Origin of the sequence: Furfurilactobacillus curtus (assembly GCF_045862785.1) — a bacterium.
Classification (GTDB): Bacteria; Bacillota; Bacilli; order Lactobacillales; family Lactobacillaceae; genus Furfurilactobacillus; species Furfurilactobacillus curtus.
In genome coordinates this window covers 190819-204855 of the sequence record NZ_BQXO01000003.1, presented here as the reverse complement: position 1 = coordinate 204855, position 14037 = coordinate 190819, and the positions used below count along the sequence as shown (strand labels likewise).

At 44.2% G+C, this 14037-nt stretch carries 13 protein-coding genes; 10 read left to right on the top strand and 3 right to left on the bottom strand.

Annotated elements, in window-relative coordinates; genetic code table 11:
• Positions 1–68: 68 nt before the first annotated feature.
• Both ACKTR2_RS06795 and ACKTR2_RS06790 read right to left on the bottom strand, forming a co-directional pair.
• Positions 69–602, bottom strand: coding sequence for a 3'-5' exonuclease (locus ACKTR2_RS06795; protein ID WP_407883838.1), 534 nt, complete (start codon positions 600–602; stop codon positions 69–71).
• Between the two features lie 128 nt (positions 603–730).
• Positions 731–1492, bottom strand: coding sequence for an exodeoxyribonuclease III (locus tag ACKTR2_RS06790; RefSeq protein ID WP_407883836.1), 762 nt, complete (start codon positions 1490–1492; stop codon positions 731–733).
• 137 nt (positions 1493–1629) lie between these two features.
• Between ACKTR2_RS06790 and murB the strand changes: the two genes are divergently transcribed.
• From murB to ACKTR2_RS06755, 7 genes are all read left to right on the top strand, one after another.
• The gene (gene murB / locus ACKTR2_RS06785) at positions 1630–2556 is read left to right on the top strand and encodes a UDP-N-acetylmuramate dehydrogenase (protein ID WP_407883834.1); all 927 of its coding nucleotides are present in this window, start codon (positions 1630–1632) and stop codon (positions 2554–2556) included.
• 98 nt (positions 2557–2654) lie between these two features.
• Entirely contained in the window at positions 2655–4799 is a 2145-nt protein-coding gene (locus ACKTR2_RS06780) for a cation:proton antiporter (protein WP_407883832.1), read from the top strand.
• A 101-nt stretch (positions 4800–4900) separates the two neighbouring features.
• A complete protein-coding gene (gene cdaA, locus ACKTR2_RS06775) occupies positions 4901–5740 on the top strand; it encodes a diadenylate cyclase CdaA (RefSeq protein WP_407883831.1) in 840 nt (279 codons plus the stop codon).
• Positions 5737–6849: a CdaR family protein gene (locus tag ACKTR2_RS06770; RefSeq protein WP_407883829.1), complete on the top strand. Its 1113-nt coding sequence runs from the start codon at positions 5737–5739 to the stop codon at positions 6847–6849. The genes cdaA and ACKTR2_RS06770 overlap by 4 nt, the downstream gene beginning before the upstream one ends.
• A gap of 28 nt (positions 6850–6877) precedes the next feature.
• A complete protein-coding gene (gene glmM / locus ACKTR2_RS06765; protein WP_407883827.1) occupies positions 6878–8230 on the top strand; it encodes a phosphoglucosamine mutase in 1353 nt (450 codons plus the stop codon).
• Positions 8231–8493: 263 nt separating this feature from the next.
• Positions 8494–10311, top strand: a complete 1818-nt coding sequence (glmS, locus tag ACKTR2_RS06760; protein ID WP_407883825.1) for a glutamine--fructose-6-phosphate transaminase (isomerizing) — start codon at positions 8494–8496, stop codon at positions 10309–10311.
• 193 nt (positions 10312–10504) lie between these two features.
• A complete protein-coding gene (locus ACKTR2_RS06755) occupies positions 10505–11212 on the top strand; it encodes a glucosamine-6-phosphate deaminase (RefSeq protein WP_407883823.1) in 708 nt (235 codons plus the stop codon).
• A 399-nt stretch (positions 11213–11611) separates the two neighbouring features.
• Here ACKTR2_RS06755 and ACKTR2_RS06750 read toward each other — a convergent pair whose 3' ends face one another.
• On the bottom strand, positions 11612–11947 hold the full coding sequence (locus ACKTR2_RS06750) for a hypothetical protein (RefSeq protein ID WP_407883821.1): 336 nt from the start codon (positions 11945–11947) through the stop codon (positions 11612–11614).
• A gap of 550 nt (positions 11948–12497) precedes the next feature.
• Here ACKTR2_RS06750 and ACKTR2_RS06745 point away from each other — a divergent pair.
• The 3 genes from ACKTR2_RS06745 to ACKTR2_RS06735 all read left to right on the top strand — a co-directional run bounded on the left by ACKTR2_RS06745 (position 12498) and on the right by ACKTR2_RS06735 (position 14027).
• On the top strand, positions 12498–13211 hold the full coding sequence (locus ACKTR2_RS06745; RefSeq protein ID WP_407883819.1) for a nuclear transport factor 2 family protein: 714 nt from the start codon (positions 12498–12500) through the stop codon (positions 13209–13211).
• Positions 13212–13295: 84 nt separating this feature from the next.
• Positions 13296–13472: a hypothetical protein gene (locus tag ACKTR2_RS06740; protein ID WP_407883817.1), complete on the top strand. Its 177-nt coding sequence runs from the start codon at positions 13296–13298 to the stop codon at positions 13470–13472.
• 117 nt (positions 13473–13589) lie between these two features.
• Positions 13590–14027 (top strand): MarR family winged helix-turn-helix transcriptional regulator, encoded by a 438-nt coding sequence (locus ACKTR2_RS06735; protein WP_407883816.1) that lies wholly within the window; start codon positions 13590–13592, stop codon positions 14025–14027.
• Positions 14028–14037 lie beyond the last annotated feature (10 nt).

Below are 14037 nucleotides of genomic sequence, written 5' to 3'. Positions count from 1 at the left end.
TATGAAGCTGTTAAACCAATAAAACCACCCGACAATTTTTTCATTTGCGGGTGGTTTTATTAAGTGGTTTAAAGTAATTTCATAAATGGTTTGATGGCCGATGCACCAAAATGTTGATCTTGGTAAATGAGGATATTAGCGCAAGCTAAGCTATCATCTAATGCATTATGGTGATGGTCAAGTTCAATGTTGAGTCGCTCACTAACAGTGTTGAGCCGGTGATTGGGAAAATCTGGGAAAAAGCGGCGACTTGTTTTAACGGTATCTAATGTTAAATAGTGGGTCGGCGCGAGTTCATAATGAGCCAGTGTACTTTTCAAAACACCATTATCAAAGGGGGCATTGTGTGCCACGACAAGCTGATTATTCGTGTAAAATTGGTTGATATGTGGCCAAACCTCAGGAAAAGTTGGTGCGTCGGCAACGTCGCGCTCGTGAATGCCATGAATCTGGACATTACGCCACGAAAATTCAGTGTCGGGTTTAATTAAGGTATAAAACTCATCCACCACTTGGTTGTGGCGAACGACAGTTAGCGCCAATGAACAGGCACTATGTCGCTGAGAGCTAGCTGTTTCAAAATCCATTGCGACAAAGTTCACGGCTGCAACCTCCATAATATAGCTGAGTGTTCTAAAAATCGAATGCAAATAGTTTAGATCGAGCTGTTTAAAAAGTAAAGTGAAAACGGGTTGCAGCTAATTATTTGAATGAATCGGGGCAAGCTTATTTAGACAAGTTCATCAGTATCCAGTTCAACCGGACAATGATCGGACCCCATGACGTTACTTAGAATTTTAGCGCCCTGAATTTGTGACATTAGCGGATTAGAGACAACGAAATAATCAATTCGCCAACCTGCGTTATTTTGACGTGCATTGAAACGATAACTCCACCAGGAATATTGTCCGGTTGCGTCTGGGTAGAAATGACGAAAGCTGTCAGTAAAGCCTGACTTCAGTAACGTTGTGAAGTTCGCTCGTTCCGTATCTGTGAAGCCGGCGCGCTGATGATTCGTCTTCGGATTCTTCAAATCGATTTCTTCATGGGCAACATTTAAATCACCACAGAAGATCACCGGTTTATTAGTGGCGAGTTGTTTTACATATTCTCGGAAGACTTGATCCCAATCATTCCGGAAGGCTAAACGTTTTAGCTCTTGCCCAGAGTTTGGCGTATAGCTAGTGATTAAATAGTAATTTTGGTATTCGAGTGTAATTACTCGGCCTTCATGATCGAATTCGGGTTCGTTTAGGCCATAGGTCACCTGTATCGGTTCGTGTTTAGTAAAAATGGCGGTACCAGCGTACCCCGGGCGTTCAGAATAATTCCAGAACTGATGATAGCCTGGCAGTGAGACCGTTGCTTGGCCTGCTTGTAATTTGGTCTCTTGTAAACAAATTGCATCCGCCTCAAAATCGAGCAAGGTTTGTTCTAAGCCACGTTTTAAAATGGCTCGCAGACCGTTTATATTCCACGAAATAAATTTCATCTTAATGGTCGTCCTTTGAGTTTAATTGCCTTGATTTTAACATAAGCGGTTTGGAAAAGTCTTTCATCACCCAGTTCCCGGTGCTGATGAATTTCGTGGTAAAATAAAAGAACGGCATTTATGTAGGAGTTAATTAAATGGGTGAGAACATGCAAAAAGTGGATTTGCAATCAATTTTTACAGATTTTGACATCATGGAAAATGAGTCATTGAGTCATTTTACGAATACAAAAACAGGTGGACCAGCGGATTGGCTGGCCTTTCCACAAACTCGTGAACAGGTGGCAGCTTTAGTTACATTTGCTCGGACCATGGCATTACCGCTGACGATTATTGGAAATGCTAGTAATTTGATTGTTAAGGATGGCGGTATTCGTGGCTTGGTTGTTATTTTAACGGCCATGAAAACGATTAGTGTTGTGGGACAACAAGTTAAAGCAGATGCTGGTGCACCGCTCATTGCTGCTACAGAGGCTGCTTACGCAGCTAGTTTAACGGGACTAGAATTTGCTGCTGGCATCCCGGGCAGTGTGGGCGGCGGGGTCTTTATGAATGCCGGTGCCTATGGTGGCGAAGTTAAGGATGTCGTTAGCGAGGTCGAAGTAATTACGCGTGATGGGAACTTCAAAACTTATTCAAACGAGCAGATGGCCTTTGGTTATCGGCATAGTTTGGTTCAAGAGACTGGTGATATTGTCATCAGTGCGACATTTACGCTCGCGCCAGGTAATGGTCCTCAAATTCGTGCGCTGATGGATGACCTTAATGCACGGCGAGCAGCCAAGCAACCGCTAGAATATCCGTCTTGTGGGTCTGTTTTTAAACGACCAACGGGTTATTTTGCTGGGAAATTGATCACTGATGCGGACTTACGAGGATATACCTCCGGGGGCGCACAAGTCTCCAAAAAACATGCCGGGTTTATCATTAATATTGGTCACGCAACTGCTAGCGATTATTTGGCGGTGATTAAACATGTTCAAGAGACGGTGGCTGCCAAGTTTGGCGTACATTTAGATACAGAAGTTCGGATCATTGGTGAAGATGTGGTCAGACATAAGTAGAGCCTGGAACTGGCGTGGATGACGGGAAATTAACCGGAGCCACGCCATTTTCTTTAACATAAAAAACGACAAGCTCACCAAAAAGGGGGGATGATAACATGAATATTATTGAAGCCGTCATCGTTTTAGTCTTACTTGTTCTATTATCGAATGTCTTAGATCATTTTTTAGAAAACATCCCCGTTAGCTTAATTCAAGTGGTGTTGGGTCTCCTATGGTCGGTCATTTTTCATATTACCATCCCATTGGAGACGGATTGGTTCTTACTACTTTTTATTGCGCCATTGCTTTTTAATGATGGGCGGCGGTTTCCTAAAAGTGAGTTATGGACATTACGCGGACCGATTTTAGCGAATGCTGTGTTACTCGTCTTTTTAACCACTATTTTTGGAGGCTGGTTATTTCACTTGCTAATTCCGGGCTTACCGCTAGCGGTGGGATTTGCTTTAGCAGCGATTTTATCGCCGACAGACCCAGTAGCGGTGACCTCGATTGCTGAACAAGTCAGTTTGCCACCAGCAATTATTCACCTAGTGAGTGGTGAAAGTTTGATTAACGATGCCAGCGGTCTGATTGGCTTCAAGTATGCTTTAGCGGCGGCAGTGACGGGCACATTTTCAATTTGGACCGCCACCGGTGACTTTCTGTACACTAGTTTGGCCGGGTTCTTAATTGGTTTTGCTGGTATGACGCTTTTGCAGATGTTACGAGAAACGTTGCGAAGGTCGGGAATCAATGATCCAGTCTTTAATACGGTCCTACAACTTGTGAGTCCGTTTGTTGTCTACATTGGTGCAGAGATGATCCATGCATCTGGTGTGATTGCAGTGGTTACAGCCGGCGTTTTAGCTCACTTGAATGAAAGCCGGTTGGTTGAAGATGTTCCTGAGCAGCGTTTACTGGTGGAACGAACCTGGGATATTATCGTGTATGTTTTAAATGGGATTGTGTTTATTATTCTGGGGGACGAGTTACCAAGCGCCACTAAGGCGACAATTGCTGATCCAGCGACAGGAACCCTTGGCGCGATCGGGTATGTGGTGTTAGCTTGGGCCATCTTATTTTTAACGCGGGTGATTTGGATTTATCTGTACGCAGGCGTACGGCGAATTAGTCAGCGAGAACGCAATGCGCCACCGGTGACGTTGAAAACGGCTGTTATTTCTGGCTTAACTGGTGTGCGTGGCGCGATCACCTTAGCTGGTGTATTAACCATTCCCACAACCATTGCTGGCGGTGCGCCGTTTCCTGAACGTTCACTTATTTTATTCGTTGCTGCCGGCGTTATTGTGGTGAGTTTAGTGGTAGCAGCGGTGACATTGCCGTTGCTGAGTCGGCATGGCGCTTTATTGGTTACCCGAGGCAGCCAGGTGGATTTGCTAGAGGAAATGGTTGGCACCGACGATCATAACCCGACAGAGCGGACCTTGCTGAGTTTGGATGAAGCAAAAACATACCTTGCTAAGACCGCCGTCGCAGCGATTGAAGTTCAACGGCGACCAGAAAATCAACGAGCTGCTTATGACCTGATGCTGGATTACCAGTTTATCATTCGCCGCTTTGAATTACGGACTAAGCCTTCCACTGAAGTGGCAAAAATGGTTGAATTTGAGGTGGAAATTCGACGCGTGGCTTTGCGTGGTGAATTGGCTCAATTGAATGAGTTACGTGAGGCTGGTCGTACTGGTGGGTGGATCTATCGATATTATCAACAGCAAATTAATCGGCGACTATTGAACGCTGACGCGCGCCAACGCCATGAACCACTACCAGCGTGGCGAACTGCCCGTCAATTAATTCGGCATGGGATTCGCCGCCTGACAATTCTGTTGACTGGTAATGATATGGCCGGTTTTCGTGCCCAACAAGTCTTGATTGAAACGGAAACGGCTAAGGCAGCCATTCGTCAGTTATCGCGTTTTTTTAAGCAAGATCACCACAAGAAAAATGTGCAACAACGGCAAAGCGTCTATCATTTGATTGTTCATTATCGTTATCGAATTGAACGACGTAAATCCAGTACTGCCACTAAAATTGCACAACAGGAACAATATGATTTGGCTCGTCAGGCCTTACGGATTAAGGCCTTGGCAGCAGAACGTTCTGCCGTTTCAGAGCTTTTGGAGGCCGGCCGTGTCAATGCGGTTATGGCGGCAAATTTGCGCCAGTATGTCAACTATTCGGAGAATGTTTTAATGCTGGGTGAAGACATGCAAACGGAAGCCAATCGCCCGGTAGACTAGTCGTGTGGAATCGTTAAATCTGCTATAATGTAGCCTGGATAAGTTGTATCGCGAAATTCATGGCAATATAACTGAGATTTGTTAAGTATAGGAGGATCGCTATGGTATTCGATCCCATCGGTTGGATCACTTGGGGCAATGCAGCCCGGTTGCTTGATGTATTGGTGATTTGGTTTGTGATTTATGAACTAATTATGTTACTACGAGGGACTCGCGCTGTGATGCTTTTTCGTGGCATTTTAGTGATTATTGTCATTAAAATTGCGAGTTGGTATTTAGGCTTGGAGACAGTTTCTTGGGTAATGGATCAAGTGATTAATTGGGGTGTCATTGCCTTAGTCATCGTTTTCCAACCTGAAATTCGGCAAGGACTTGAACGTCTGGGTCGCGGATCATTTATTCAACGCGGTCGGACTGTTTACGATGATGAAGAGAATTTAATTGAATCATTGGACAAAGCAATTCAATACATGAGTAAACGGCGAATTGGCGCACTGATTGCGATTCAAATGGAAACTGGTCTGGAGGAGTACATCGAGACTGGCATTGACTTGGACGCGGATGTGACAGGTGAATTGCTCATTAATATTTTTATTCCGAACACGCCATTACACGACGGGGCGGTGATTATTAAGAATAATCGAATTGCTTCTGCTACCGCTTACTTGCCATTGTCTGACAGCAACTTAATTCCTAAAGAATTGGGGACACGTCACCGTGCGGCTGTCGGGATTAGTGAGGTGACCGATGCGTTGACCATCGTGGTTTCCGAAGAGACCGGTGAAGTGATGTTTACCCGAAACAACGAAATGATGCGCAACCTGTCGCAAAAGGACTATTTGAATTACCTGCGCAAACAACTGATTCCTGCTGAGCCGGAACGCCATAATTGGTTCCTAGATGCGGTGAATCAATTATTTCGAGGGGGTGGCCGTCAATGAAACCTTTTAATCGGTTTTTAAACAGCGCCTGGTTTTATCGGCTGATGGCACTGGTACTCGCGATTTTAATGGTAATTTATGTCACGAATACTGCTGCCAATGACACGCGTTTAGCGCGTCCGACCAATGATAGCCGCATATCTTCGCTAACCTCGACTAAAACAGCAACGATTTCGGTTCCACTTCAGCTCAATGTTAATTCCAATAAGTATTTCGTTACGGGGTACCCGGAACGCGTTAAAGTTAAGGTGACCGGTCCAGCAGCCTTAGTGACAGCAACCACTAATACTCAGAATTTTACGATTAGTGCAAATTTACGTGGCTTATCAATGGGTAAACATAAAGTGAAATTGGTCGCGACCGGTTTGAACAAGGAATTAACTTATCAAATTCAACCGCAAAATATTAATGTTACCATTGCTCGTCGTGCCACGGTAACGTTGCCAGTTCATGTCAAATATGATGCCAGCAACTTAGCGAGCGGTTACCAAATCGGTACACCTTCCAGTTCTGTGGCTAAGGTAACTGTTACCGGCGCGAGTGATCAAGTTGAGCAGGTTGCTCAGATTGTTGCTCCGGTTAACCTGACTAAAAACAGTACGTCTACTTTGAGTGTGACGGCTCAGTTAGAAGCACAAGATAGCAACGGACGGACAGTTAACGTGGTCATTACGCCAGCGACGACCACCGTGAAGATTCCGATTACTTCTGACGAGAGTTCGAAAAAGGTAACGGTTAAGTACAGTGCAGTTAATGGTGCTGGTGATCGAAACTATGACTTGTCAGGAGACGTGGATAGTCTGGTTGTATATGGGACCAAGTCTGCTATCGATAAGCTTAAGGATACGATTACTGTTCCTGTTGACGTGTCTGGGTTGCCCCTTGGCACATCGAAGCAACAAATTAATTTAACCCCGAACGCCTCTGGACTTCGCAGTTATTCAATCACCAGCGCGGCGGTCACGATTAAGGTGACGGCCGTTAGCACGGATGCGGGCGCTCAGGGTGGCACATCTAGCGCAACGTCGAGTAGCGAATCGAGCGCGACACCTTCAACTGCTAGCGATGCCACAACCGATGGATCTAGCAGTGCGTCAAGTGGGTCATAAGTCAATATTGAAATGAGGAATTTTTAAGATGAAGTATTTTGGAACAGATGGTGTACGTGGGATTGCCAATCAAGATTTGAGCCCTGAATTAGCGTTCCGTTTGGGTCGGGCCGGCGGGTATGTCTTGACACAACATGCCGAAGGTGATCGCCAGCCCCAAGTATTGGTGGCTCACGACACACGGATTTCTGGGCAGATGTTAGAAGAGGCTTTGGTTGCCGGTTTATTGTCCGTCGGGATTGAGGTCTTGAAACTAGGCGTTATTACGACCCCTGGGGTAGCTTACCTCGTGCGTGTTCAACAGGCCGATGCAGGGGTTATGATCACTGCTTCCCATAATCCGGTGGCTGATAATGGGATTAAGTTCTTTGGTAATGATGGTTTCAAATTGTCGGATGCCATGGAAGAAGAGATTGAGGCTTTGTTGGACGCAACAGTGGATGAATTACCACGTCCTTCTGCAGCTGGATTAGGGACCGTAGAGGATTATCAAGAAGGTGTGGCTAAATACACACAGTTTCTTGGACAGACGATTCCTGACGAGTTGTCTGGCTTGCACATTGCGATCGATGCCGCTAATGGAGCAACCAGTAAATTAGTGTCGCGCTTATTCGCGGATGTAGATGCTGATTTTGAGACGATGGCCACTTCACCTAACGGCTTAAACATTAACGATGGCGTTGGTTCAACCCATCCAGAGGCGTTGCAAAAGTTTGTCGTTGAACAGGGCGCTGAGCTTGGGGTAGCCTTTGACGGTGATGGCGATCGTTGTATCGCGGTTGATGAAAATGGTCAAGTCGTTGATGGCGATAAAATCATGTATATCTGTGGTAAGTACATGAGTGAGCATGGACGTTTGAAAAAAGATACGGTTGTTACTACCGTGATGAGTAACATCGGCTTATACAAAGCGCTAGAGGCCAATGGGATGCACAGTGTTCAGACGCAAGTGGGCGATCGCTATGTCGTTGAAGAAATGCTTAAAGATGGCTACAACGTTGGTGGCGAGCAGTCTGGACATGTTGTCTTCTTAGATTTCAACACCACTGGTGATGGTATGCTAACGGCTTTACAGTTGATGTATATCGTCAAGGTCACCGGCAAGAAGCTTTCCGAATTGGCGAGTGAAGTGACTAAATATCCGCAAAAATTGGTTAACGTGAAAGTTCGAGATAAAAAGGCGGCATTGGATAATCCTGAAATTCAGGCCGCTATCGATAAAGTCGAAGCTAAGATGGCTGGCGATGGGCGGGTGCTGGTACGCCCAAGTGGGACAGAACCATTGTTGCGGGTCATGGCTGAGGCACCGACGCAAATAGCTGTCGATGGCTATGTTGACGAAATTGCTGAGGTTGTCCGCGAGCAGGAAGGTATCGAATAATATCGTCAGGATGCTTTACCAAAGCTAGTGACGCCAACCTCCTTGTCATAGAAATTAAGCGTTAAATCATAAAAACGGTCTGCTCAGAAACTGGGCGGACCGTTTTTATGGGTAAGTAAGTCGCATAGATGGCCTTGCATTCGTATAGACCAATGATAATAACTGTTGACGATAGAGTGCTAAAACAGTAGTATTGATTTGTTTTCAAAAACAAAAAGAATTATTTTTATGTCTATACCAATTAACGAGAGTAGGAGAACGCTATGTGTGGAATTGTTGGAGTTACCGGAAACGAAAATGCGGTCGCAATGTTGATGGAAGGTTTGCGTCGCTTGGAGTATCGCGGCTATGATTCAGCCGGTATATATGTGAACGATCAGAATGGACACGACTTTTTGGTCAAGGAGAAAGGACGCGTTGCAGATCTGGCCAACGCTTTAACGCCTGAAGTTCAAGGAACAACTGGCATTGCACACACCCGCTGGGCAACCCATGGGCAGCCGAGTATTGAGAATGCACATCCACAAATTTCGGCTGATGACCGCTTTTATCTCGTTCATAACGGGGTCATTGAAAATTATCTGGAATTGAAAAATAAATATTTAGCTGATGTCGAATTTAAGAGCGAAACCGACACTGAGGTTGTTGTACAGTTGATCGATTACTTCGTTTTACATGATAACTTGACCACCTTAGAAGCATTTCGTAAGGTTTTGTACCTTGTGGGGGACTCCGCATATGGCTTTCTTTTAATGGATCGTGAGCAACCGAATACGTTATTTGTGGCTAAGAACAAGAGCCCGTTGTTAGTTGGTGTTGGTAATGGCTTTAACGTCGTCTGCTCTGATGCAATTGCTATGCTGAATTACACCCATGATTTTATCGAAATGCAAGATGGCGAGATTATGATTTTGACGCCAGACAAAGTAGACATTGAGGACGAAGAAGGACACCATATCACGCGGTTGCCTTTCCACGTGAATATGGATGCTAGTGAAGCAGACAAAGGCACTTATCCCCATTACATGTTGAAAGAAATCGATGATCAACCAGCAGTGATGCGCAAGTTAGTTCAGACTTATTTCAATGATGCGGGTGAGATTGACCTTGATTCAGATTTACTAGCTGATCTAAAAGCAGCTGATCGTTTGTATATTATCGCGGCTGGAACCAGTTATCATGCCGGATTAGTGGGTGAACGACTCTTTGAACGATTGGCTAAAATTCCAACGGAGGCCCATGTGGCATCTGAGTTTGCCTACAACACGCCAATTTTATCGGCCAAACCATTTTTTATTTTTCTCAGTCAAAGTGGTGAGACCGCAGACTCGCGGGAAGTTTTGACAAACATTGGTGAAGCTGGTTATCACAGTTTAACCATCACGAATGTTCAAAATTCAACATTATCGCGAGAAGCGACATACACGATGTTACTGGAAGCCGGTCCTGAAATTGCCGTTGCCTCGACAAAGGCTTATACGGCGCAGATCGCAGTCGAGGCGATTGTTGCTAAAGCGTTAGGAGAAGCAAACGGGACCGACGCTGCTAGTCAATTCGAGTTAGCTAATCAACTTGGATTAGTGGCTAATGGCATTCAAGCATTGGTTGACCAAAAAGAGGTTTTTGAGAAAATTGCGCAAGACAATTTTGTCGATCAACATGATGCGTTTTATATCGGTCGTGGCATTGACTACGCTGTTTCGCTTGAAGCCTCATTGAAGTTGAAAGAAATTACCTATATTCATTCAGAAGGCGTGGCTGCTGGTGAATTAAAACACGGTCCAATTGCCCTAATCGAAGCTGGCACGCCTGTGATTGGCTTGATTACTCAGTCCAAGACGGCTAGCCTCACTCGTAGTAATTTGGCAGAAACCGCCGCTCGTGGTAGTCATATTATGACGATTGTTTCTAAGTCCTTAGCCAATGTTCATGACGATATTATCTTGGAAGATGTGGATGAAACACTGGCGCCGCTGTTGACCATTATTCCGGCACAACTGATTTCGTATTACACCAGTTTACTGAAGGGTTTGGACGTCGATAAACCACGTAACCTAGCAAAAAGCGTGACTGTTCAATAAATCGAATAAAAAACGTTCCTGGTAAAGGAACGTTTTTTATTGAACACATTGGCGATGAACCGAAATTGACTCCTTGTAATTAGTGCGCGAGGAAACGACGGCTTATTCCACGACGTTTTTCATCCTTGTAAAAGTTAAGAATCCTGTTATAATTGGACTATACCAATAAACGATAACGATAAGGAGATTCAACATGAAAGTAATTGTGGTGAAGGATGCAGTTGAGGGCGGCAAGCAAGGGTTCCAAGTGTTTAAAGATGCTCTTGATAGTGGTGCTAAGGTATTTGGTTTGGCAACGGGTAGCACGCCGGTGTCAACATATGATGAAATTACGAGTTCAGACTTAGATTTTAGTCAGTTGACTTCAGTTAATCTTGATGAATATGTTGGCTTAGGACCAGATCATCCACAAAGCTACAACTATTTCATGCATGAGCATTTCTTTAACAAGAAACCATTTGCACAGTCTTATCTGCCAGATGGCCTGAACAAAGATGCCGCTGCTGAAACAAAACGTTATGACCAAGTTATCGCTGACAATCCGATTGATTTAGGTATCTTAGGATTAGGCCGCAATGGACATATCGGGTTTAATGAACCAGGCACGCCGTTTGATTCAACAACGCACGAAGTCAAATTGACGGAATCAACCATTGAGGCTAATGCTCGCTTCTTTGACAATGAAGAAGAAGTGCCAAAGTATGCTTACTCGATGGGCATTGGCTCCATCTTGAAAGACAAACAAATTTTGTTAGAAGCTTATGGCGCAGAAAAAGCTGATGCGGTTAAAGGCATGATTGAAGGTCCAGTGACAACGGATTTGCCAGCTAGTGCTTTGCAGAATCATGATGATGTCATTGTCATTATTGATGAAGCGGCAGCATCCAAATTAAGCAAGTAATAGATAATAAAAAGAGCGGGGCATAAGTTGGTAAGTGACGAGCGCTAAGGGCTAACTGCGAATGATGATGATTTATTCATTGGCGGCAGTTTGCTTTTAGGCGGAGTCACTTGACTTATGTCCCGCTTTTTGGCTATTCAAATTGAAAACGACATTTATCGTTTGATTTGACACCCGTAGGGATTTCGAATAGTTGGTTTAATATGAAAAAACGATTAAAAAATGAATAGACTTTTTTTAGAATTCATGATATTTTAAAACTACCATTTATTACTTCCTCTTCCAAAGCGTTCACCCCAATGACGTTTTGAAATGAAACATCATCAATGATGTTCCTAATCTAAATGGCCCTTAAAGGGAACCGATGCCCGTCGGTTCCCTTTTTGGTGGGATAAATAATTAACTGACTTGGTTCTCTTTTAGAATCGCATCCACAAGCGCCTGTGCAGTGTCAGTTTTAATCCATTCTTCCCAGTGATCCATATCCCATCCTTGCATTAAAAAGTGATGGTTAATGTAGTCCTCATATTTAATGACGTTGGCTGATTCAGGGATATTTAGTTTGAGAATGCGAACTTCTTTGATGAAATGATGCTCTGCTGCAAACTCTGCCCGGCCATTATGAACCATGTTACCAATTTCCATATATTTGGAACCATCCGTACGGGTGATTTCTTCAATCATATCGAGCGATTCGTGTCCGGGATCTGCCAGCTGTATTGGTGCATTTGCCATTTTGAAACCTCCAATTTTTACCTATCAACATTATGCCATGAATTAGCAAAGATACACGGCTTATTTTAATTTGGCAAAGTAAATGGCAATGGATTTGATGACAAAACAAAAACCACCATCTGACGATGGTGGCCGGCATAAGAGAGAAAGAGAATTGATTAGAAGGTAATTACTAAATACCTTACACAAGCAGTGTAACGAAAAATGTAAGCGCTGTCAATGCTTATTTATTGGGTTCGAGTTAATCGGATGAAGGTTTAGTTGGCTCGTTAATTTTTACTTGGGGAATGATGAGGTAGGAGACAATTGAAATGTGCGACTTCACAAGTGTAAACGATTACAAAGCTAAGACAAACGGTTAAAATGGAGGTGGAGTAAAAGATTTTAAATTAACCAATCAAATGTGAGGAGGGAATCTCATGGGATTTCAACCAGAACTCGCGATTATTGCCATAACTGTCATTGTCATTATGATTGCTTTAGGCATTGCTGGCATTCGAGGCGGTCGTCGTATTCACTCGTAGGCCTTTGATAGATGGGAGACTAGCTAATGACTAATGAATTAATTGGGCGGCGATGGCTCATCAAACAAGCGAACCGACGACAGTGGCTTGGACAACTGATTGATGATCGACATTTAAGCTGTTCAATGCTTGGTGAGTCTGATCAAAAGGAACATGATGCAGTTGTTCAATTACAAATTATTGCAAATGGCGTTTATTATTTAACGTGGTTTGACGCCGATCATTGGACGACCTTGATGCTCAACTTTAATGCTGGGACGATGAGTCAAGTTAGTGGTGGTGAGCGGGGAGATGCAACACTCGATTATGTCACAGGGACAGTTCAATTATTAAATGACAACGGCACACCTAACCTGCAGCCGTTTACAAACCGCCAGATTGTGATCGCTTTTTGGAATGCCTTTTTTAACCGTCATGATATTACTGCGGTTCAACAGTATGTCGCTGCCGATCTTGTTCAACATAATCCTAGTATTGCTGATGGTGCAGAAGCAATGGTGCATTATTATCGACCGCTGTTTGGTCCCCAAGGCAGTCTGCGACAGGCTTACCGGACGATTGTTAGCGTGGCGGATAATGATGATTTAGTTTACTTGCATGTGATTCGACGGGATCAACCAGAGGCCATTGAAATGGCTGAAGTTGATGTCTTTCGGGTGCGCGAAGGCCAGATAGTTGAACACTGGATGGTCAAACAACCATTTCCTAATCACAGTGCCAATGGGCATCCAATGTTTTAGCGACAAGGCGTGAGGACTCAAGTGCCCCTCATCGTCGTGGCTATGATATACTGGCTTTACCGTTAACCAAGGAGAAATGTTTATATGGCAGATCAACAAGCATGGGTTTTGAATCAACTGCAACAGTTAAAAACGTCGGACAATCAAATCGTCATTGATGCCGCTGTAGCACTGATTCAAGATCAACAAACGGAAATTGAGAGCCTTCGTGGCGCTATGGAAGGACGTTTGTGGAGCCCAAATCAATGGCGGGAACCGTAAGCACGCTGCGGGGCGCTACTTATTCAATTTAAGGATGTCTCAAAATGGGCGAGTGGCATCGGAGGTGATCATACTTCGCGGATGCGGGACTGCGTAACTAGCAGGGAGGGAACAATCATGGCTAATGAAGAATTGTTGGCAGAATCCATTGATGTTTATATTCATTTTTTGAAATATCTTGATGAATTCGTGTCGCGACCAGCGGCAGAATTTCAGATTTCATTTGAACAGTATTTAATTTTGCATGACGTTTCTCGCCAGCAAGATTTGACTTTAATGACAATTGCCGAAGATCGTAAAGTTACTAGGAGTGCAATTTCTCGACAAATTCGATCGCTACTGAATAAGGATCTGATTCTTCAATCGCCAGATCCGCACGATCGTCGCAAAATGAACCTGAGTTTAACACAGAAAGGTCAACAAGCTGAGCAACAAATTACAGCGCGCGTGACCAAGCGGTTTAGTTCCTGGATCGGTGAGTTTGGTGAAGAACAGGCTAAACAGGTCATCGACTTTATTCGTGAATTTGGCATCAAGTTTGCCAATGCAGACTAAATATTTAGGA

Excerpts from the sequence above, each read along its gene's own strand:
- ACKTR2_RS06790 (WP_407883836.1), bottom strand. The coding sequence starts at position 1,492 with ATGAAATTTATTTCGTGGAATATAAACGGTCTGCGAGCCATTTTAAAA.
- ACKTR2_RS06780 (WP_407883832.1), top strand. The coding sequence starts at position 2,655 with ATGAATATTATTGAAGCCGTCATCGTTTTAGTCTTACTTGTTCTATTA.
- ACKTR2_RS06745 (WP_407883819.1), top strand. The coding sequence starts at position 12,498 with ATGACTAATGAATTAATTGGGCGGCGATGGCTCATCAAACAAGCGAAC.
- cdaA (WP_407883831.1), top strand. The coding sequence starts at position 4,901 with ATGGTATTCGATCCCATCGGTTGGATCACTTGGGGCAATGCAGCCCGG.
- ACKTR2_RS06750 (WP_407883821.1), bottom strand. The coding sequence starts at position 11,947 with ATGGCAAATGCACCAATACAGCTGGCAGATCCCGGACACGAATCGCTC.
- ACKTR2_RS06755 (WP_407883823.1), top strand. The coding sequence starts at position 10,505 with ATGAAAGTAATTGTGGTGAAGGATGCAGTTGAGGGCGGCAAGCAAGGG.
- glmS (WP_407883825.1), top strand. The coding sequence starts at position 8,494 with ATGTGTGGAATTGTTGGAGTTACCGGAAACGAAAATGCGGTCGCAATG.
- ACKTR2_RS06735 (WP_407883816.1), top strand. The coding sequence starts at position 13,590 with ATGGCTAATGAAGAATTGTTGGCAGAATCCATTGATGTTTATATTCAT.
- murB (WP_407883834.1), top strand. The coding sequence starts at position 1,630 with ATGGGTGAGAACATGCAAAAAGTGGATTTGCAATCAATTTTTACAGAT.
- ACKTR2_RS06770 (WP_407883829.1), top strand. The coding sequence starts at position 5,737 with ATGAAACCTTTTAATCGGTTTTTAAACAGCGCCTGGTTTTATCGGCTG.
- glmM (WP_407883827.1), top strand. The coding sequence starts at position 6,878 with ATGAAGTATTTTGGAACAGATGGTGTACGTGGGATTGCCAATCAAGAT.
- ACKTR2_RS06740 (WP_407883817.1), top strand. The coding sequence starts at position 13,296 with ATGGCAGATCAACAAGCATGGGTTTTGAATCAACTGCAACAGTTAAAA.